General features: G+C 63.9%; 19 protein-coding genes. 13 read left to right on the top strand and 6 right to left on the bottom strand.

What is annotated here, in order from left to right; translation table 11 throughout:
* Positions 1–7: 7 nt before the first annotated feature.
* Positions 8–457, bottom strand: coding sequence for a FixH family protein (locus FJ946_RS20690; protein WP_140495703.1), 450 nt, complete (start codon positions 455–457; stop codon positions 8–10).
* A gap of 152 nt (positions 458–609) precedes the next feature.
* Between FJ946_RS20690 and FJ946_RS20685 the strand changes: the two genes are divergently transcribed.
* On the top strand, positions 610–1,530 hold the full coding sequence (locus FJ946_RS20685; RefSeq protein ID WP_140564123.1) for a sugar kinase: 921 nt from the start codon (positions 610–612) through the stop codon (positions 1,528–1,530).
* A 3-nt stretch (positions 1,531–1,533) separates the two neighbouring features.
* Here the strand turns inward: FJ946_RS20685 and FJ946_RS20680 are convergent, their stop codons facing one another.
* The 3 genes from FJ946_RS20680 to FJ946_RS20670 all read right to left on the bottom strand — a co-directional run bounded on the left by FJ946_RS20680 (position 1,534) and on the right by FJ946_RS20670 (position 5,278).
* The gene (locus FJ946_RS20680; RefSeq protein ID WP_140495701.1) at positions 1,534–2,556 is read right to left on the bottom strand and encodes an aldose epimerase family protein; all 1,023 of its coding nucleotides are present in this window, start codon (positions 2,554–2,556) and stop codon (positions 1,534–1,536) included.
* 85 nt (positions 2,557–2,641) lie between these two features.
* On the bottom strand, positions 2,642–4,099 hold the full coding sequence (locus tag FJ946_RS20675; protein ID WP_140564124.1) for an NAD-dependent succinate-semialdehyde dehydrogenase: 1,458 nt from the start codon (positions 4,097–4,099) through the stop codon (positions 2,642–2,644).
* 228 nt (positions 4,100–4,327) lie between these two features.
* Positions 4,328–5,278, bottom strand: a complete 951-nt coding sequence (locus tag FJ946_RS20670; RefSeq protein WP_140564125.1) for an AEC family transporter — start codon at positions 5,276–5,278, stop codon at positions 4,328–4,330.
* Positions 5,279–5,541: 263 nt separating this feature from the next.
* On the opposite strand from FJ946_RS20670, the gene FJ946_RS20665 reads away from it, so the two are divergent.
* From FJ946_RS20665 to FJ946_RS20640, 6 genes are all read left to right on the top strand, one after another.
* A complete protein-coding gene (locus FJ946_RS20665; protein ID WP_140517227.1) occupies positions 5,542–6,090 on the top strand; it encodes a histidine phosphatase family protein in 549 nt (182 codons plus the stop codon).
* Positions 6,091–6,393: 303 nt separating this feature from the next.
* A complete protein-coding gene (locus tag FJ946_RS20660) occupies positions 6,394–6,675 on the top strand; it encodes an acyl carrier protein (RefSeq protein ID WP_010909964.1) in 282 nt (93 codons plus the stop codon).
* 17 nt (positions 6,676–6,692) lie between these two features.
* Positions 6,693–7,880: a beta-ketoacyl-ACP synthase gene (locus FJ946_RS20655; RefSeq protein WP_140564126.1), complete on the top strand. Its 1,188-nt coding sequence runs from the start codon at positions 6,693–6,695 to the stop codon at positions 7,878–7,880.
* A 41-nt stretch (positions 7,881–7,921) separates the two neighbouring features.
* Positions 7,922–9,193, top strand: a complete 1,272-nt coding sequence (locus tag FJ946_RS20650; protein WP_140564127.1) for a beta-ketoacyl-ACP synthase — start codon at positions 7,922–7,924, stop codon at positions 9,191–9,193.
* Between the two features lie 37 nt (positions 9,194–9,230).
* Positions 9,231–10,259, top strand: coding sequence for a zinc-binding dehydrogenase (locus FJ946_RS20645; protein ID WP_140564128.1), 1,029 nt, complete (start codon positions 9,231–9,233; stop codon positions 10,257–10,259).
* A 12-nt stretch (positions 10,260–10,271) separates the two neighbouring features.
* The gene (locus FJ946_RS20640) at positions 10,272–11,240 is read left to right on the top strand and encodes a lipid A biosynthesis lauroyl acyltransferase (RefSeq protein ID WP_224519172.1); all 969 of its coding nucleotides are present in this window, start codon (positions 10,272–10,274) and stop codon (positions 11,238–11,240) included.
* Between the two features lie 44 nt (positions 11,241–11,284).
* Here FJ946_RS20640 and FJ946_RS20635 read toward each other — a convergent pair whose 3' ends face one another.
* On the bottom strand, positions 11,285–11,713 hold the full coding sequence (locus FJ946_RS20635) for a L,D-transpeptidase (RefSeq protein WP_140555076.1): 429 nt from the start codon (positions 11,711–11,713) through the stop codon (positions 11,285–11,287).
* Between the two features lie 217 nt (positions 11,714–11,930).
* Between FJ946_RS20635 and FJ946_RS20630 the strand changes: the two genes are divergently transcribed.
* From FJ946_RS20630 to FJ946_RS20605, 5 genes are all read left to right on the top strand, one after another.
* Positions 11,931–13,205: an acetylornithine deacetylase/succinyl-diaminopimelate desuccinylase family protein gene (locus tag FJ946_RS20630; RefSeq protein WP_140564129.1), complete on the top strand. Its 1,275-nt coding sequence runs from the start codon at positions 11,931–11,933 to the stop codon at positions 13,203–13,205.
* A 158-nt stretch (positions 13,206–13,363) separates the two neighbouring features.
* A complete protein-coding gene (locus FJ946_RS20625; RefSeq protein ID WP_140521078.1) occupies positions 13,364–14,842 on the top strand; it encodes an ABC transporter substrate-binding protein in 1,479 nt (492 codons plus the stop codon).
* A gap of 301 nt (positions 14,843–15,143) precedes the next feature.
* Positions 15,144–16,091: an ABC transporter permease gene (locus FJ946_RS20615; RefSeq protein ID WP_140555073.1), complete on the top strand. Its 948-nt coding sequence runs from the start codon at positions 15,144–15,146 to the stop codon at positions 16,089–16,091.
* Positions 16,088–16,957: an ABC transporter permease gene (locus FJ946_RS20610; protein ID WP_140564130.1), complete on the top strand. Its 870-nt coding sequence runs from the start codon at positions 16,088–16,090 to the stop codon at positions 16,955–16,957. Before FJ946_RS20615 ends, FJ946_RS20610 begins: the two co-directional genes overlap by 4 nt.
* Positions 16,954–18,576: an ABC transporter ATP-binding protein gene (locus FJ946_RS20605; RefSeq protein ID WP_140564131.1), complete on the top strand. Its 1,623-nt coding sequence runs from the start codon at positions 16,954–16,956 to the stop codon at positions 18,574–18,576. Before FJ946_RS20610 ends, FJ946_RS20605 begins: the two co-directional genes overlap by 4 nt.
* Before the next feature lie 95 nt (positions 18,577–18,671).
* Here the strand turns inward: FJ946_RS20605 and FJ946_RS20600 are convergent, their stop codons facing one another.
* Positions 18,672–19,103, bottom strand: coding sequence for a TerB family tellurite resistance protein (locus tag FJ946_RS20600; RefSeq protein ID WP_140495687.1), 432 nt, complete (start codon positions 19,101–19,103; stop codon positions 18,672–18,674).
* 185 nt (positions 19,104–19,288) lie between these two features.
* On the opposite strand from FJ946_RS20600, the gene FJ946_RS20595 reads away from it, so the two are divergent.
* Positions 19,289–20,074, top strand: a complete 786-nt coding sequence (locus tag FJ946_RS20595) for a TSUP family transporter (RefSeq protein ID WP_140564132.1) — start codon at positions 19,289–19,291, stop codon at positions 20,072–20,074.
* Positions 20,075–20,305 lie beyond the last annotated feature (231 nt).

Genomic DNA, 20,305 nt, shown 5'->3' with positions numbered 1-20,305 from the left:
CTGCGGCTCACAGCACGACGTTGAAGACGACCGTATCCGACCCAGCCGTCGCGGAGATGGCAAAATGCAGCTGCCACCAGCCGCTCATGGTGAATTTCACGCCTTCGATGCGATAGCGCCCGTCGCCGAGATAGTCCGTCGCTTGCGGGCTGGTCGGCAGGCCGTGGCGGTGCTGCGGCATGCCTCCCGATACCGCGATCGCGGCCCCTTCCACCGGCGTCCCGGCTATCGTCTTCAACGTCAACAGCCAGGCTTCCAGTTCGCCTTGACGGACGACGCCGCGTTCCGGCGCGAAGCTCGCCATGAACAATCCGTTCTCGGTCTTTTTGGTTCGGGAGATATCCGGGCCGGCAACCTGCGCGGTTCGCGGTGCGGTCAGATAGACCACTGCCAGGATGCCAGCCAGCAAGGCTGCCAGACCAAGACCCGCCAAAAGATAACGCCATATCGAAGCCAAGCCGGTTCCTCTTCAGGGGATAACGTTTTGCCGCACCGATCGCATCCCGCCAAACCTGTTGGAATCGCAGGTGACGGAAAAAACCGCCCTTGCCAAGCATGGCGCTCTACTCTCCAAAAAGCTACAGCAGCATCGTAACAGGGGAATGGATCATGATCGGCAAAGGTGTCGCCTCGATCGGCGAATGCATGATCGAGCTTTCGGGCCAAACGGGTTCGAACTGGCGCATGGGATTTGCCGGCGATACGTTCAACACGCTGTGGGCCCTGCATGCGCTGAGTGGAAGGCCAGCGACCTACGTCTCGGCTTTCGGAGACGATCCTTTCTCGCAAGACCAGATCGGCTTCTTCGCGGACAATGGCATCGGCATTGGCGAAAGCCCTGTTATCCCGGGGGCGCGGCCCGGCCTCTATGCCATCACGCTGACCGGCGCGGAACGCTCCTTCACCTATTGGCGCGGCGATGCGGCTGCCAGGCAGCTTGCCTCCAATCCGGCTGCGTTGGCAAAAAGCCTTGAAAAGCAGGCGCTTGTCTACTTTTCCGGAATCACTTTGGGAATTCTGGACTCCGCTGCGCGCGCCACGTTGCTATCGGCCGTGGCCGAGGCGCGATCCGCGGGGTCGCTGATCGCCTTCGATCCCAACTACCGGCCACGGCTGTGGCGCGATCGCGAGGAGGCGCAAGCCGCGATCCTGGAGGCGCTCGCCGTCACCGACATCGCATTGCCGACTTTCCCGGACGAGCAGATGCTGTTCGGCGATGAAGCGCCACAGGCAACGGCTGGGCGGCTCGGGCAACTGGTCGGCGAAGTCGTGGTCAAGAACGGTGAACAGCCGGCGCTGATCGTCGAGAACGGGACGCTGCGGGACGTTCAGGCGATCCATGTGGCCACGCCCGTCGACACCACGGGCGCGGGCGATTCCTTCAACGGCGGCTATCTCGGCGCGCGTCTCGCCGGACACACCCCTGCGGAGGCTACGAAGCGCGCGCACCGTGTCGCGGCCAGCGTGGTGCAGGTTCGCGGCGCATTGGCGCCATTCGAGACGTTGCGTGCGGCATTCGAAACGGATTGAGGGTCAGGGCAGCCGGAACCGATATTCCGTCACGTGATGGTAGATCGCACCCGGCCACAGTGTCGCCTGCGGGAAATACGGCCGGTTCGGCGCGTCCGGCCATATTTGCGGCTCCAGGCAGAAACCGCAGAAAGCTTTGTGGTTTCGCCCTTCCAGCCCCGTGCGCGGCGTCACATACTGGCCGGTATAGAGCTGGACGCCGGGCTCCGTGGTCCACAGTTCCATCTCGACGCCGGAGCTCGCGCCTTGCACCCACGCCGCCTGCTTGAGCGGCCCGCGCGCCGAAGCGAGGCAGAAGTTCTGGTCATAGGCAAGCTGCTCGCCCTCGGTCTCCATGCGCAGCGGCCGTGCCTGGCGGAAATCGAAAGGCGTGCCGTCGACAGGCTTCACCGTGCCCGTTGGAATCATCTCGCCATCCACCGGCAGATAGGCGCCGGCATTGAGCATCATCCGGTGATCGAGGATGTCGCCCGTCCCGCCATCATCGAGGTTGAAGTAGGAATGCTGAGTGAGATTGCACAGCGTCGGCTCCTCGCACGTGGCTGATATCTCGACGCTGAGCGTGCCGGGGATCTTCAGCCGGTAGGTGCAGGTGACGTCGAGTGCCCCGGGAAAGCCCATCGTGCCGTCGGGATCGTGCAGCGTCAGCGTGACGAAGTCCCGCCCGTGCAGCGAAACCGTCCACGGCCGATGGAAAAAGCCTTGCGAGCCTCCATGCAGCGTGTGCTTGTCGAGAAAATTGCGCTCGGTCTGGTAGCGCTTGCCGGCGATGGTGAAACGGCCGTCGCGGATGCGGTTGGCATAGCGGCCGACGACCGCGCCGAAGAAAGCCGTGTCGGTTTCATAGGATGATAGATTATCATAGCCGAGCACGAGAGGCGCATCGTGGCCGGCCAGGCGCAGGTCCTGGATGATCGCGCCGAGCCCAAGGATATTGGCGCTAAGTCCGCCGCCTCTGATGGTGAAGCGGCGAATCGGGTCGCCCGCCTGGGTGGTGCCGAAAACCTCGCCGTCCTTCATTGCCATGCCCGCAAACGTCAGTTGATCCAGACGGCCCGTTTCGTAGCCGGGGCAGGCAGATCACAGGCCTGCCTGTCCCGGCGACAGTCTATCAGAGGCCGAGGCCGCCGATGCAGACATATTTGGTGTCGAGGTAATCCTCGATACCCTGATGTCCGCCTTCCTTGCCGAGCCCGGACTCCTTGACGCCGCCGAACGGTGCTTCCGGCGTGGTGATCAGGCCTTCATTGACGCCGACCATGCCATATTTCAGCCCTTCCATGACGCGGAAGGCGCGGCCGAGATCGCCGGTGTAGAAATAGCAGGCGAGGCCGAATTCGGTGTCATTGGCAAGCGCAATCGCCTCTTCCTCGGTCTCGAACCTGAAGACGGGCGCCACCGGCCCGAAAATCTCTTCCTTCATGAAGCGCATCTTGGGCGTCGCATCGGCGATGACGGTCGGCTGGAAGAACGAGCCGCCGAGGGCATGGCGCTTGCCGCCGGCGACGACCTTGCCGCCCTTCGAAGTCGCATCGGCGATCAGTTCCTCGACCTTCTCGACCGCCTTCTCGTCGATCAGCGGCCCCTGCTGCACGCCCTCCTCCAGGCCGGAGCCGACCTTCAGCTTGTCGCTGGCGGCAGCCAGCTTCTCGACGAACCGGTCATAGACGCCGGCCTGGACAAGGAAGCGGTTCGTACAGACGCAGGTCTGGCCCGAATTGCGGTACTTGGCCGTGATCGCACCGGCGACGGCGCGATCGATGTCGGCGTCGTCGAAGACGATGAACGGCGCATTGCCGCCGAGCTCCATCGACACCTTCTTCACGGTGACGGACGACTTCTGGATCAGGATCTTGCCGACCTCGGTCGAGCCGGTAAAAGTGATCTTCTTGACCAGCGGATTGGCGCAGATCTCATCGCCGATTTCGCCGGCCGCACCGGTCAGGATGTTGATTACGCCCTTGGGGAAGCCGACTTCCTCGGCCAGCGCGCCCCAGGCGAGACCGGAGTAAGGCGTCTGCGAGGCGGGCTTGACCACGGCGGTGCAACCCGCGGCGAGTGCCGGGCCGAGCTTGCGGGCCAGCATCGAGGACGGGAAATTCCACGGCGTGATGGCGGCGATGACGCCGACCGGTTCCTTGGTCACCAGGATGCGGCGGTCCGCCCACGGCGACGGCACGACATCACCATAGGTGCGGCGGCCCTCCTCGGCGAACCACAGGATGTAGGAGGCGGCCGAGCCGATCTCGCCCTTCGATTCGAACAGCGACTTGCCCTGTTCAATGGTCAGGAGCTCCGCCAGAACGTCCTGATTGTCCATCATGGCATCGTGCAGCTTGCGCAGCAGCTTCGAGCGCTCGAGCGCGGTGGTCTTGCGCCAGGTCTTGAAAGCTTCGTCGGCGGCTTCGATGGCGCGGCGGGTCTCGATCTTGCCTGCCTTGGGCACGGTGCCGATCTTGAGGCCGGTTGCCGGATTGGTGACGTCGACCGTCTGGCCGCTGTCGGCCTGCACCCATTCGCCGTTGATGAGATTGGCCTGGCGCATGAAATGGCTGGTTTTCTGAAGCATGGTCTAGCCTCCGTTCGGCGCACTGACGGGCCGCTATCTGGATGTCTTCGATTAGCGCATCGGCGCTGGGGCCATTGCTCTTATCCTAGGGAAAGCCCCGCAAGCAATCGCAAGATGGCATATAGGGGTTATGCCAGTGCAAGGCGAGAGCCGAGGTTTGATTTCACCGCTGAGACATCGCGTCAAACCGGATTCACGCGAGCGGCTCAGACCCCGGTTTTATTCATGTCAGCCGAAGACGTGCACGCTCACCGCGAGCCAGCAAGCCGTGGTGACGACCGCGCTCGCGGTCGCGATGGTCATCTGGTTCGAAGCCAGCGCCTGGCCTGTGTTGAACTGCACGGCAATGAGATAGGAATTGATGCCGGATGGCAGCGCCGCCACCACGACCGCTACCTTGGCGGTCAAGGGCGGCAGGCCGAGCAACCAGACGAAGATCAGAACCAGCGCCGGCATCAGGAACAGCTTCAGTGTTGATAGCGCCAGCGCCGGGCGGACATTGCCTGATATGCCGAAGCGGCGCAGGCTGAGCCCCATGGCGAACAGCGCCACCGGCCCGGCGGTGCCGGCCAGCGCGTCCACCAGCCGCATGACCAGTTCGGGCAGCGGGATGCCGCTGAAGCGCCATGCGAGACCCAAAAGAATGCCGATGATTAGCGGATTGATGAACAGCCGCCTCAGGAAATTGCGGACGACGCGCACGGGGTGCACATGCTCGCCGCCGCCGCGGCCGAACATCTCGAACAGCACGATCGAAGCCATCATCATGACAGGCAGATGCACGGAAACCAGAAGCGACAGCACCTCGAATCCATCCCGCCCGAATATGCCGAGAATGAACGGCGCGCCGAGCAGGACAACATTGGAATAGGCCGACGACACCCCGCCGACGACACCCGCGCGTGCGTCGCGTCCGAATATCCGCGTGGTAACGACATGGCCGGCGGCCCAGGTGATTGCCACCGCCGCGAAATAGGCCCCCCATAGCGACCACGGTGCCACCCCGTGGAAATCGGCATTCACCATCGTCTGGAACAACAGCAGCGGCATCGCAACGCTGACCGCGAAATCGGATATCCCCTCGCCGCTCGCCGGCTTCATATAACCGGTGAACCCGGCGAGGTAGCCGAGCGCCACGAGGCTGAAGACGAAAAGGACGGTTTCGGTAAGCGGAGACATTTTTCCAGGGATAGGCGAGCCAAGGTCGCGGTGCAATCGCGCCCGAATTTCTTCGACCCCGAATTTGTTCTGCCAAGCGGGGCATCGCCGAAGGCGGCTGGACTTTTCCCATCCCGCTCACGACCGGAAGACCGATCTGGTGAAGCAGCGGATGACGAAGGAGAAGTGAGACCGCGGAGACCGCAGGCCTTTCGCTTGTCTTTGTACCTGCTTTCCGATCCCTATATGCGGGTGGCCGGTACCCGGCTTCTGGAAGGATTACGATGATCCGATTTGCCTTGGCGTTGTTCCTGTTTGGCGTTCCGGCTGCAGCGCATGCGACGGATGCCGGCTGGGCGCTGCTGCGCGATGGCGGCCATGTCGTGCTTTTGCGCCATGCCATGGTCACCGGCACCACCGATCCCGCCAATTTTGATATCGACAGCTGCGCCACCCAGGTCAATCTGTCCGCACGCGGCAAGCAGCAGTCGAGCAAGATCGGCGCCTTGCTTGCCGCCCGCGCCGCGCCGATCGAGCGCGTGCTGTCCAGCCGCTATTGCCGCTGCCTCGACACCGCGCGCATCGCCTTCGAGACCGAGCCGGAGCCTTTCGCGCCGCTCGACCTGCTGAAGGGCGACGCGGCGCAAAAGGCGGCCCAGATCGCCGCGATCATGAAGGAAATCCGCGCCTATTCCGGCTCTGACAACCTGGTCATGGTCACTCATCTGGAAAATATCGCTGCGTTGACCGGCGTCTCGCCGCGCGAGGGCGAAGCCGTTGTCGTCGAGCCGCAGGGCGACGGTCTGCGTGTGCTCGGCCGGGTTACGTTCTAAATCGGGGCCGACCGGCGCATCCGCGAGCAGCCGCGCGTCGATGAGGACTTGCGACAGAGGTAATGTTGCCAAAATACCACCCAAAAAAGATGCCGCGCTAGGGCCGCGACAATGAGGCCAACATCATCCGCGGTCGCCAGCCATGGAGGGGCCGCCGGGTTGACCGGCGGCCCGTCTTGCGTTTCTTGGGCACGCTACCCATCTGCGCCCGGCGTATCAGGCCTTTTCCTGCCGGGAAAAACCGATTAGACAGCGCCCAAACAAGATGCGGACAGATTCCGCCCGCAACCGAAGGAAAAGCCCTTGTCCACCACGTTCGACAAAGTCGCCAAGATCATTGCCGACACCAGCGAGATCGATATCGACACCATCACGCCCGAGAGCCACACGATCGACGATCTCGGCATCGACAGCCTCGATTTCCTCGACATCGTCTTCGCCATCGACAAGGAATTCGGCATCAAGGTGCCGCTGGAAAAGTGGACCCAGGAAGTCAATGACGGCAAGGCCTCGACGGACGATTACTTTGTCATGAAGAACCTGTGCGCCAAGATCGACGCACTGGTCGCCGCCAAGACCGCCTGATCCGTACCCGATCATCCATGAGCCCCCACGACGTCGTCATCACCGGCATTGGCCTTGTCTCCTCGTTGGGAGAAGGCCCCGATGAACACTGGCGCAAGCTCACTCAGCCGGGTCAGAAGCCGGTGCTCGAAGCCGAGCGTTTCGCGCCCTACACCGTCCATCCGCTGCCGGAGATCGACTGGAACCTGCAGATCGCCAAGCGCGGCGACCAGCGCCAGATGGAAACCTGGCAAAGGCTCGGCACCTATGCCGCGGGTCTTGCGCTGGACGATGCCGGCATCAAGGGCAATGACGAGCTCTGCACGACCATGGACATGGTCGTGGCCGCCGGCGGCGGCGAGCGCGACGAAGCGGTCGATGCCGCCATCCTGGCCGCCTCGGAAAGCCGCAACGACCGTGACGTGCTGCTCAACGAGAAGCTCACCACCGAACTGCGCCCCACCCTGTTCCTGGCACAGCTTTCCAATCTGCTCGCCGGCAACATCTCCATCGTCCACAAGGTGACGGGATCGTCCAGGACCTTCATGGGCGAGGAAGGCGCCGGCGTAGCCGCCGTCGAGACGGCTGCCGCGCGCATTCGTTCCGGCCAGTCGACGCATATACTGGTGGGCGGCGCCTTCCAGACCGAACATTCCGATATGTTGCTCGGCTATGAGCTTGCCGGCTACCTGCATCGCGGCGCCTGGAAGCCCGTCTGGCAGCGGCAAGGCGCCGAAGGTGGCGGCGTGGTATCGGGATCCGGCGGCGCTTTCCTGGTGCTGGAGCAGCGCGAACACGCGGCAAGCCGGGGGCGCAGGATCTATGCCGAGCTCGGCCCGGTCGTCTCCGGCCGTGCCAGGCGGCGGCAGGGCGAGCTCGATTCCGAGATCGCCGCGCTGCTCAAGAAGACCGCCGTGCCGAATGGCGGCTTGCTTTCCCTGTCTGGCGCCTCAGGCGCTCACGCGGCTACCGCCGCCGAGAAGTCGGCGTTCGACAGCAATCCCGCGATCGCGGTGCGCGGCTTCGCGACGCTGACCGGCCACATGAAGGAAGCGCAGTTTCCCTTCGCCGTGGCGCTGGCGGCGCTCGCCGTCGACCGCAAGGCCGCTTATCCCGTTTTCGATGCCGCTGCCGAGAAACCGTTCGAAGGCATTCCAAGAAGCGTCCTTGCAACGGCGATCGGCTACCACCAATTCGAGGGCATGGCGCTGGTCAACGCCGCATAGAGCGGCCAGCCACATACAACGACAAAGGTTAGGGCTTCCGGATGGCCAATCTCAGAGATCACATGGGCAGGCCGATCGTTGCCGTCACAGGCATCGGCGTGGTTACTTCCCTTGGAGCCGGCAAATCAGACAACTGGACGGCGCTGACCTCGGGCAGATCGGGCATCCACCCGATCACCCGCTTCCCTGTCGACCACCTCAACACCCGCATTTCCGGCATGGTCGATTTCCTTGCGTCGAGCTCGAAGGGCGCCAGTCCCCTCACCTACGAACTGGCGGAGACCGCCGCGCAGGAAGCTGTTACCGAAGCCGGCCTCAATTCCAGCGACTTCGGCGGACCGCTGTTTCTGGCCTCGCCGCCGGTCGAACTCGACTGGCATGAGCGGTTCGCGCTCTATAATTCCGACAAGCACGACGCCGGTGCCGAAAGGCTGCTTCGGGTGGCGCGCGGCCTGAAGGAGCTCGATACTTTCGAGACCACGCAGTTCGGGTCGATCGCCGACCGGCTCGCCGACCGTTTCGGCACGCGCGGCCTGCCGATCACGCTGTCGACCGCTTGCGCCTCCGGCGCCACGGCCATCCAGCTTGGGGTCGAGGCAATCCGCAGAGGCGAATGCGACCGGGCGCTGTCGATCGGCGCGGACGGCTCGGCGACCGCCGAGGCGCTGATCCGTTTTTCGCTGCTGTCGGCGCTTTCGACCCACAACGACATCCCGGAAAAGGCTTCCAAGCCCTTCTCCAAGGACCGCGACGGCTTCGTGCTGGCCGAAGGTTCCGGCGCTCTGGTGCTGGAATCGCTGGAGGCAGCGCTCGCCCGTGGAGCGAGCGTTCTGGGCATTCTGCGCGGCTGCGGCGAAAAGGCGGACGATTTCCACCGCACCCGCTCCAAGCCGGATGGTTCGCCGGCGATCGCGGCGGTGCGCGCCGCCCTCGCTGATGCCGGCCTGGGCGAGGACGAGATCGACTATGTCAACGCGCACGGCACCTCGACGCCGGAAAATGACAAGATGGAGCACCTGTCGCTGTCGACGGTGTTCGGCGAGCGGATCGGCTCGATGCCGATCTCGTCCAACAAGTCCATGATCGGCCATACGCTGTCCGCCGCCGGCGCGGTGGAAGCGGCGTTTTCTCTCATGACCATGCGCGAAGGCGTCATTCCGCCGACCATCAACTACGACAATCCCGATCCGGCGATCGTGCTCGATGTCGTGCCCAACAAGAAGCGCAATGCGCAGGTTGGCACCGTGCTTTCGAACTCCTTCGGCTTTGGCGGCCAGAACACTTGCCTTGTCATGGCGCGGGAACCGGTCTAAGCGAGCCACTTCCGCTAGAACAGAACCGACAGGCTCCATGCGCGCACTGCAACTTATCGAGGACCGCCGTCTTGAAACGGTGGACCTGCCGCCCCCGCCGCCGCCCGCGCTCGGCGAGGTGACGCTGCGCATCAAGGCAGTGGCGCTGAACCACATTGACGTCTGGGGCTGGCGCGGCATGGCTTTCGCCAAGCGCAAGCTGCCGCTGGTCGTCGGCGCGGAAGCCTCCGGCGAGGTCGAGACCGTCGGTCCCGGCGTTTCCGGCCTGCTACCGGGACAGTTGGTCTCGATCTACGGCGCGCGCACCTGCGGCCTTTGCCGTGCCTGCCGCGAAGGCCGCGACAATCTTTGCGAACACGTCTCGGGCGTTCATGGCTTCCACCTCGACGGCTTCGCGCAGGAGAAGATCAACCTGCCGGCGCGCCTGCTGGTCCCCGTCCCTCCAGGCGTGAGCGAGATCGGCGCGGCTGTCGCCCCCGTCACTTTCGGCACCGTCGAACACATGCTGTTCGACAATGCCAGGCTCGAGCCCGGCGAGACGATCCTTGTCCACGCCGGCGGATCCGGCATCGGCTCGGCCGCCATCCAACTGGCGAAGCGGATGGGCTGCACGGTCATCACCACGGTCGGCTCGAATGACAAGATAGACAAGGCCAAGGCGCTCGGCGCCGATCATGTCATCAACTACCGTGACGACCGGTTCGAGGGCGTCGTGCGCAAGCTGACCAAGAAGAAGGGCGTCGACGTCGTCTTCGAACATGTCGGCGCCGACACTTTTGCCGGCTCGATGCTGTGCCTGAAGCGCGGTGGCCGGCTCGTCACCTGCGGCTCGACGTCCGGCGTGTCGGCGCAGGTCAATCTGATGCAGCTCTTCCAGCAGCAGTTGAAGCTGCTCGGCTCCTTCGGCTGCCGCATGGAGAACATGGCCAACGCCATGCGGAAGATGGCGGCGGGACAGGTCGCACCCGTCATCGATACCGAAGTCGGCTTCGACGACATCGACGCCGCGCTGAAGCGCATGGAAGGCCGCGACGTCTTTGGCAAGATCATCCTACGCGTCGTCTAGGCCCTGACTTCTGTGTTGAAGAAGCTTCGCCGCGACCTGATGTTCCGCTACGGCCGGCAATTGCGCCGGTTCGAGCACTGGCTGGTCGCGCGCATTGCGATGATCATCATCTCGGTGCTGCGCCTGCTGCCCCCCGACAGCGCGCTGAATTTCGCCGACCGCGTCGCCCGCCGCATCGGTCCATGGGTCGGACGCCATAATGTGGCCGTCGAGAATCTGCGCAAGGCCTATCCGCACAAGAGCGAAGCCGAGATCCAGGCCATCGCCTCCGACATGTGGGGCAACATGGCGCGTCTCGCCGCCGAATACATCTTTCTCGACGCCTTGTTCGACTACGATCCAGCCGCCACCAGTCCCGGCCGTGTCGAGGTCAGGGGAGTAGACCATTTCGTCGAGATCGCGGCCGAAAAGAAGCCGCACATCGTCTTCACCGGACATCTTGGCAATTTTGAATTGCTGCCGGTGGCGGCGGCTACTTTCGGCATGAATATCACCGCGCTGTTTCGCCCGCCCAACAATCCGTACCTGGCCGACTACATCCTCTCGACGCGCCGCGCGACCATGGGATCGTTGCTGCCCTCGATGGCGGGCGCTTCGTTCGCGCTCGCCTCGGTATTGGAAAACGGCGGCAATATCGGGGTCCTCGTCGACCAGAAGTTCACGGGCGGCCTGGAAACGACATTCTTCGGCCGCCCCTGCCAGAGCAATCGCGTGCTCGGCACACTTGCCCGTCATTATGATTGCGACGTCTACCCGGCGCGCTGCGTCAGGCTGCCGGGCAACCGCTTCAGGCTCGAGATAGAAGAGAAGCTGACATTGCCCCGCACCGCCGATGGCAGTGTCGACGTGCGCGCCACCACCCAGCTTCTCAACGACGTGGTCGAGCGCTGGGTGCGCGAGGATCCCGGCCAGTGGATGTGGTTCCATAAGAGATGGGACATCAGCCGCAAGCGACGCAAGGCAAAAACCCGAAGCGCGTAGTCTGGAGCCGTCCGATGCGCCTCCGGCACAAGCCGGCTTAGCAGTCAGTTCCTCACGACGATGCGCGTGTTGCCGAAGCCGACTTCTCGCACCATCGAGTAGAAAGCCGCCGCATTGGCCGTATGCAGCCGCACGCAGCCATGCGACGCCGGTCGGCCGAGCTGCCTCACCGCGCCCGTTCCGTGGATGGCATAGCCGCCGTGGAAGAACACGGAATAAGGCATCGGCGACATGTCGTATTTGCGCGAATACCACATCCGGGCCGTTCGCTGCGGCCGGTAGGTGCCGCGTGGCGTGAAGTAGCCGGACCGAGCCGTGGACACGCTCCACCGGTAAACGTCCTGGCCGTACCTGACCGTCATCGTCTGCGACGACACGTCTATATTTGCAATGAGGCTGGCTGCCCAGCTCTGCACCGAAACACCCAACAGCATCGTGACAAGTGCTGCTGCCATGAGAACTGTCTTTTTCATGCGATCAAACCCCTTTGATTGCCCCTTGCCTGCCTTCACGTCGTTTTTCATCTCTTTAATGACAGGTGAACGGCATAACATATACCCTTGACCAATTCGCCAATCCAAAGCAGCGAATTTGAACGAATTCCCGCAAGAGTTGCCGTAACGACACGCCGCAACGGCCCAATTGCCAGCGGACTTGCAAAACGACGCCGATCGTTGCTCAACTCGGGCCATGAACGAGCGACTCTTCCAAGCGATCGATGACCGGCGCGACGATCTCGTCGCGCTGACCGCCGAGTTGATCCGTTTTCCCACCATCAACCCCCCCGGCGAAGCGTACCGGCCATGCGCCGAATTTCTTGGCGCGCGGCTGAAGAAGAGCGGCTTCGAAACCGAGTTCATCCGCGCCGAAGGCACGCCCGGCGACACCGACCGCTACCCGCGCGTCAACGTCGTCGCACGCTTCGAGGGCCGCTCGCCCGGCGCCTGCGTCCACTTCAACTCGCATATCGATGTCGTCGAGGCCGGCGACGGCTGGACCGTCGATCCCTTCGCCGGCGTCGTCAGGGACGGCAAGGTCTATGGCCGCGGCGCCTGCGACATGAAGGGCGGCCTGGCTTCCTCGATCATCGCGGCCGAAGCCTTCATGGAGGTATTTCCCGATTTTCCCGGTGCCATCGAGATATCAGGCACGGTCGACGAGGAATCCGGCGGCTTCGGCGGTGTCGCGCATCTGGCGAGGCGCGGCTATTTCTCGAAACCCAGGGTCGACCACGTCATCATTCCCGAACCGCTGAACAAGGACCGCATCTGCCTTGGCCATCGCGGCGTCTGGTGGGCCGAGATCGAGACCAAGGGCGAGATCGCGCATGGCTCGATGCCGTTCCTCGGCGACAATGCGGTGCGCCATATGGGCGCCGTGCTGCAGGCATTCGAGGACGAATTGTTCCCCGCGCTTGACCGCAAGATGACGCGCATGCCGGTCGTGCCCGAAGGGGCGAAGCGTTCGACCATGAACATCAACTCCATCCATGGCGGCCAGACCGAGGATTTCCGGCCCGGCCTGCCCTCGCCCAACGTGCCCGATTCCTGCCGGCTGACCATCGACCGCCGCTTCCTGCTCGAAGAGGATATCGCCACGGTCAAGGGCGAGGTGACCGGCATTCTCGAGCGGCTGAAGCGTGATCGGCAAAAGTTCGACTACGAGATCCGTGACCTGATGGAGGTGCTGCCGCTGATGACCGAACGCGACGCTCCGGTCGTCAAGGCAATCGCGCAAGGCATCCACGCGATCTTCGATCGCGAGCCCGACTACGTCATTTCACCGGGCACCTACGACCAGAAGCACATTGCCCGCATCGGCCATGTCTATGATTGCATCGCCTATGGCCCGGGCATTCTCGATCTCGCCCACCGGCCTGACGAATGGGTCGGCATCTCGGATATGGTGGAATCGGCCAAGGTGATGGCGTTCGGGCTCAACGTGCTGCTGCGCGGCGCCCGATAGCGCCGCACGGGCAAGAGCCAACGGTCGACGCGGCCGTCCGGAGAAAAACATTCCCGGCTACGCCGCCGCGCGGCACGAAACGCAATTTACTCCCGTGCGAAATCACGCTTCTATTCGCCCGGTTTGAGCGCATGTTTGACCACACGGGGAGTAGCACGATGAAATTGTGGAAAACCATCCTGGCCGCGGCCGTCCTGGCGCTGGCCGTCGGCACTCCCGCGCTGGCGGCGCGAACCGATCTGGTCATCGGCATCCCGCTCGAACCGCCGCATCTCGATCCGACCGCCGGCGCGGCCGCGGCAATCGACGAGGTTCTCTACGCCAACGTGTTCGAAGGCTTGACCCGCATCGGGCCAAATGGCGAGGTCCTGCCGGATTTGGCTGAAAGCTGGACCATCTCCGACGACGGCAAGACCTACACCTTCAAGCTGCACACCGGCGTGAAATTCCACGATGGCGCCGGCTTCAGCGCCGACGACGTGAAATTCTCGCTCGACCGCGCCCGCGCCGACAATTCGGTCAATGCGCAAAAAGCCCTGTTCGCAGCCATCGATACGGTCGACGTGGTCGACCCGGCAACGGTCAAGGTGACGTTGAAGAACCCGCAGGGATCCTTCCTCTACAATATGGGCTGGGGCGATGCTGTCATCGTCTCGCCGAAATCCGCTGACGCCAACAAGGAAAAGCCGGTCGGAACCGGCCCGTTCAAATTCCAGAGCTGGGCCAAGGGATCCTCGATCAAACTGGTGAAATCCGACAGCTATTGGGGCACGCCGGCTTACCTCGACAAGGTCGAGTTCCGCATCGTGCCCGATGCCGCTGCTAGCGTACCGGCATTGCTTTCCGGCGATATCCAGGCGTTCCCATTCTTCGATCCCGACAGTCTCGCGCAGGTCAAGGACGATCCGCGTTTCAAGGTGGTGATCGGTTCGACCGAAGGCGAAACCATCCTGTCGATCAACAACAAGAAGCCGCCCTTCGACAAATTGCTGGTCAGGCAGGCGATCTCCTACGCGCTCGATCGCAAGGCGATCATCGACGGTGCCTCGGCCGGCCTCGGCCTGCCGATCGGCTCGCATATGTCGCCGGCCAACAAGGACTACGTCGACCTCACCGGCCGCTATCCGCACGATGTCGCCAAGGCCAAGGAACTCTTGAAGGAAGCAGGCCTGGAGAATGGCTTCAAGGCGACGCTGAAGCTTCCGCCGCCCACCTATGCCAGGCTCGGCGGCGAGATCATCGCCTCGCAGCTCCGTGACGTCGGCATCAACCTCGAGATCATCCCGGTCGAATGGGCGCAGTGGCTGGACCAGGTGTTCACCAAGAAGGACTACGACCTGACCATCGTCTCCCATACCGAGCCCAACGACATCGGTATCTATGCGCGTAAGGATTATTACTTCAATTACGACAATCCGGCCTTCGACAAGGTGATCGCCGATCTGGACGTCACCTCCGATGAAGCCAAGCGCAAGGAATTGCTGGGGCAGGCACAGAAGATCCTGGCCGACGACGCCGTGGTCGGCTTCCTCTACGAACTGCCCAAGGTCGGCGTCTGGGACGCCAAGCTGCAGGGCCTGTGGGAAAACGCGCCGATCCAGGCCAATGATCTCACCAAGGTGAAGTGGAACGAGTGAAGCCGTTGGCCAAGAGGCGACGCTTGCGCTCCGCACCCCCCTCTGCCCTGCCGGGCTGCCTGACCCGAGCCGCAGGACGATCGCTTCAGGTTTGCGCCGCCCCTCATCGCCCTGCCGGGCACTTCTCCCCGTATAGTGACGGGGAGAAAGGGGCTGGCCGCAACCTCGGCACCCTTTCTGCAACGCTGAAGATTGGCGAAATCCTTTGCGAAGGCGTCCTTCTCCCCGTCTCTATACGGGGAGAAGATGCCGGCAGGCAGATGAGGGGCAGCGCCGATTTCGACTGTTGGCCGATCAAGCGATGACCGCCTACCTCCTCAGGCGTCTCGCGATCGCCGCCGCCACGTTGGCGCTGGCCTCCATGGTCGTCTTCGCGGTGCTGGAGATCCTGCCCGGCGACCCGGCGCGGCTGATGCTGGGCATGAATGCCAGCGCCGACCAGGTTGAGCTGCTGCGCAACCAGATGGGCCTCGACGCGCCCCTGCCCTGGCGCTACCTGCACTGGGCCGGCGGCCTGCTCTGCCTGGATTTCGGCCGCTCCTACACCTATTCGGTGCCGGTCATCGACCTCGTGCGCGAGCGTCTCGTCGTCTCATTGCCGCTGGCGCTGATTGCGCTCGCCCTATCCACCCTCATCGCCATCCCGGTCGGCCTGTTTTCAGCGAACCATCGCGGGCGGATGGGTGACACAGCGGCGATGGGCGCCGCGCAGCTCGGCGTCGCCATTCCCAATTTCTGGTTCGCGCTGATGCTGATCTATCTCTTCGCGGTCTGGCTGCGGCTGGTTCCGGCCGGCGGCTTTCCCGGTTGGGGGGCCGGTGCCTGGCCGGCGCTGAAATCACTGCTGCTGCCGGCTGTGGCGCTCGCATTGCCGCAGGCCGCGATCCTGGCACGCGTCACCCGTTCGGCACTGATCGAGGTGCTGAACGAGGACTATATCCGCACCGCCCGCGCCAAGGGCCTGCCCTATCGCGCGGTCCTGTGGCGGCACGCATTGCGCAACGCCATGATCCCGGTGCTGACCATTCTGGGCCTGCAATTCGCCTTCCTGCTCGCCGGCACCATCATCATCGAGAACGTCTTCTACCTGCCCGGCCTCGGCCGGCTGGTGTTCCAGGCGATCACCCAGCGCGACCTGATCGTCGTGGAAAGCGTCGTCATGCTGCTGGTCGCCGCGGTCATCGCCGTCAACCTCGTCGTCGACCTCTCTTATGCCGTCGTCGATCCGCGCCTCCGAAGCCGGCAATGATGTTGCATCCGGACATCCCCGAAGAGACGCTGGGCGGCATCCTCGTCAAGGCGTTCGGCAACCGCTCGTTTCTTGCCGGCTTCGCCGTCACGTTGTTCGTGGCGGCGGTGGCGATCCTCTCCTATCTCTGGACGCCCTATGACGTGACCCGGCTGGTCATATCCGACAAGACGCTGGCGCCGTCCTGGGCGCACTGGTTCGGCACCGACCATTTCGGCCGCGACATCCTGTCGATGATCATGGTCGGCGCCCGCAATTCGATCGCGGTGGCGCTGGTCGCGGTCGGCATCGGCATGGGCGTCGGCGTGCCGCTCGGTGCTTTCGCCGCGGCGCGCGGCGGCCTCGTCGACGAGGCCTTGATGCGCATCAACGATCTCGTCTTCGCCTTCCCTGCGCTTTTGTCGGCCATCATGATCACCGCCATCTTCGGCCCCGGCGCCATCAATGCCATTATCGCCATCGGCATCTTCAACATCCCGGTTTTTGCCCGCGTCGCCCGAGCCGGCGCCTTGGCGATCTGGCCGCGCGAATTCATCCTCGCCGCCCGCGCCGCCGGCAAGGGCAGGATGCTGATCACCGTCGAACATGTGCTCCCCAACATCGCCACCTTGCTCCTGGTGCAAGGCACTATCCAGTTCGCGCTCGGCATATTGGCCGAGGCCGGGCTTTCCTATCTGGGCCTTGGCGCCCAACCGCCAATGCCGAGCTGGGGCCGCATGCTGTTCGACGCCCAGACCCGCATGGTGGTGGCGCCCTGGATGGCGATCTTTCCCGGCATGGCGATCGTGATCACCGTGCTTGGGCTGAACCTTTTAGGCGACGGCATCGCCGACATCCTCGATCCGAAATCGCGGCGGCAACGATGAGCCTTCTGGAAATCGACAATCTGTCGCTGGCGATCGGCGACACGCCGATCCTCCGGAGCATCGAGTTCTCCATCGCGCCCGGCGAGGTAATGGGGCTGGTCGGCGAATCCGGCTCCGGCAAATCGATGACGGCTCTGAGCGTCATGCGGCTCTTGCCATATGCCGCGCGTGCCAGCGGGCGCATCACCTTCGACGGCATCGACATCCTCGCGGCAAGCGAGGATCAGATGTGCGCCCTGCGCGGCGACGATATCGGCATGGTGTTCCAGGAGCCGATGACCGCGCTGAACCCGCTCAAGACCATCGGCGAGCAGGTCGCCGAAGGTATACGCTGGCATGCCAAGGCGAGCCGCGCCGAGGCGGAAGAGCGGGCGCGAAAAATGCTCGACCGGGTTGGCTTGCCGTCGGCAAAATTCCCGCTGTCGCGCTATCCGCACGAACTGTCCGGCGGCCAGCGCCAGCGCGTCGTCATTGCCATGGCCTGCGCGCTGAAGCCGAAGCTGCTGATCGCCGACGAGCCGACCACGGCGCTCGATGTTGTGCTCCAGGCGCAAATCCTCACCCTCTTGCGCGACCTTGTCGCGGAGAGCGGCATGGGCCTGCTCCTGATCTCGCATGACCTCGCCGTGGTCACCGAGATGGCGGACCGCATTACCATCCTTCGTCGGGGCGAAGTCATGGAAGCCGGCGATACGGCCCGCACGCTCTCTGAACAGCTCCACCCCTATACCCGCCAGCTGGCGCTGGCCTCGATGCACGTGCCGGCCCGCGCCCGGCCGCATGGCCCCTCGGCAGCCCGGCCGTTGCTCGAGGTTGAGGGCGTGACGCGCGATTATCCCGGCCGGCGCACCTCGCTGTTCCGGCGCGCGCCTGACATCCGCGCCGTCAACGGCGTGTCGCTGTCCATGGCGCCGGGCCAGTCGGTGGCGCTGGTCGGCCGCTCCGGCTGCGGCAAGTCTACCTTGGCGCGCATGATCCTGGCGCTGGACCGGCCGAGTTCGGGAACCATCCGCTTTCGCGGCGAGCCCCTCACCGGCAAGAGCGAGGCGGACCTGAAGCCGGCGCGGCGCGACATGCAGGTGGTATTCCAGGACCCCTATGGCTCGTTCGATCCGCGCCAGACGGTCGAGAAACTGGTCGCCGAGCCGCTGCACGTGCTGGACAGGAAACCGGGGCGCGCCGAGCGCCGCGAGATGGTGGCGCAGGCGCTGCACGAGGTCGGCCTCGACCAGCACGACATGGAAAAGTATCCGCACGAATTTTCCGGCGGCCAGCGCCAGCGCCTGTCGATCGCCCGCGCCATCATCACCCGCCCAAAACTGGTCGTCGCCGACGAGCCGGTTTCGGCGCTCGATGTTTCGATCCGCGCTCAGATCCTCGACCTGTTCGCCGAGCTCAACCAGAAACTCGGCATCGCCTATCTCTTCATCACCCACGACCTCACCGTCGCCCGCGCCATAACGGACGAAGTGCTGGTCATGCATGACGGCCAGATCGTCGAGCGTGGCCGGACGGGCGAGGTGCTGGATCACCCGCAATCCGAGGCGGCCAAGACGCTTGTCGCCGCAGCGCCGGACCTGCACAGGGCAATTGCACGCCGTATGCAGGAGCAGGGGTGAGCGATCGGTTCGCGAAGCGAATCCGCCGTGTGAGTGAAAGGCCGCAAATGCCGGAGGCTGCCGTAGACAGCCGGCCCGGCTGGGATCCCATCAACCTACTGCTCAGATTTCACCACGTCGACCGGGCTGATGTCGAGCAGGTCGAGCGTGCGGCGCAGCAGGCGCACCTCGGTCTCGGCCAATTGCGCGTCCGCCTTGGCGATCTCGGCCATATGCTGCGCCAGTTGCTTGCGCCGCTCGACATCGAGGTCGCGGAACAGCGCGATGGCCTGTGAGCCATTGGTTTCGTAGCCGAATTCGTTGAGATATTCGATGACGGCGTCGATGCTGGTTTCCGGAATGCCGAAGGCATCCTTGCAGATGCGCCGGAAGGCAACCATCTCGCTCTCGCTGACCGTTCCGTCAGCCAGGATCATGCGGAACAGCATCAGAAGTTCCGCCGACAACACGGGGTCGTCCGCCACCTTGCGCACCCCGGGGTCTCCATCGAAGATCGAGCGTATCTGGTCGAGCAGTTCGAATGCCATCGGGAGCCCCTTTGCCGATTCCTCTAATCCATGTAGCCCAAAAAAGCGCAGCGGTTTTGGGATAATGACAGCACAACGCGAAATCCAGGCGCGACGCGCTTGGATAGAAGTAGCGTGAAATCGGTCTTGCGCAAACGGGGTGTTCGTGATCGAAGCCGGAGCATCTCTGGCTTGATTTCTCCCTGATGATCGACCTCACCTTAGAATCCGTCACCATGCTCGCCTTCGCTGGTTTTGCCGCGGGCTTTGTCGACTCGATTGCCGGCGGCGGCGGGCTGATCACTATTCCCGCACTGCTGCTGACCGGCTTCTCGCCGGTCGAGGCGCTGGGAACCAACAAGCTGCAGGGCATGTTCGGCTCGGGATCTGCGACCATCCACTATGCCGCGAAAGGCCATGTCGACCTTCGCCGGCAACTGCCTTCTGCGCTGCTGGCGCTTGCCGGCGGTGCCGTCGGCGCCTTGCTGGCAACGGTCGTGCCCGGCGATCTGCTGCGGGCGCTTCTGCCGCTGGTGCTGATCGCCATCGCGCTCTATTTCGCCCTGAAGCCCAACATGACCGACGTTGACCGCGCCGAACGTATGACGCCCTTCCTGTTCGGGATAACGCTGGTGCCGGCCATCGGCTTTTACGACGGCCTGTTCGGGCCGGGTGCCGGGTCCTTCTACATGCTGGCCTTCGTCGCGCTTGCCGGCTACGGCGTACTCAAGGCGACGGCCCACACCAAGCTGCTCAACTTCGCCTCCAATATCGGCGGCTTCGTCGTCTTCGCCGCGGTCGGTGTCATCTCCTGGAAGATCGGCCTGATGATGGGCGTCGCCCAGTTCCTCGGCGCCCGCCTCGGCGCCAGCCTGGCCATGCGCATCGGCGCCAGGCTGATCAAGCCGCTGCTTGTCATCGTCTGCGTCGCTCTGGCGGCGAAGCTCCTGGCCGACCCGGCGAACCCCCTGCGCGTCCTGATTGGTGTGTGACCCGCGCGCCTGATGGAATGCCGCTGTTCGAATCATGTCGAGGAGAGGACCCGCACATGAATCTCAGCGCACCTACCGAGATTGTTTTCATCATCTCCCTTGTCATCGCCTCATCGGCATTCTCGCCGCCCTCGGCCTCTTTCGTTCATCCACTCGCGTCGGTGTGGATCGTGCCCATTGCTTACCTCGTGCGTGCCGGCGGCTGCCTGATGCGCGGCGCGCCTGACATTC

The sequence above is a fragment of the Mesorhizobium sp. B2-4-7 genome (genome assembly GCF_006442685.1).
Lineage (GTDB): Bacteria > Pseudomonadota > Alphaproteobacteria > Rhizobiales > Rhizobiaceae > Mesorhizobium.
This window is presented reverse-complemented; position numbering and strand designations above follow the sequence as displayed.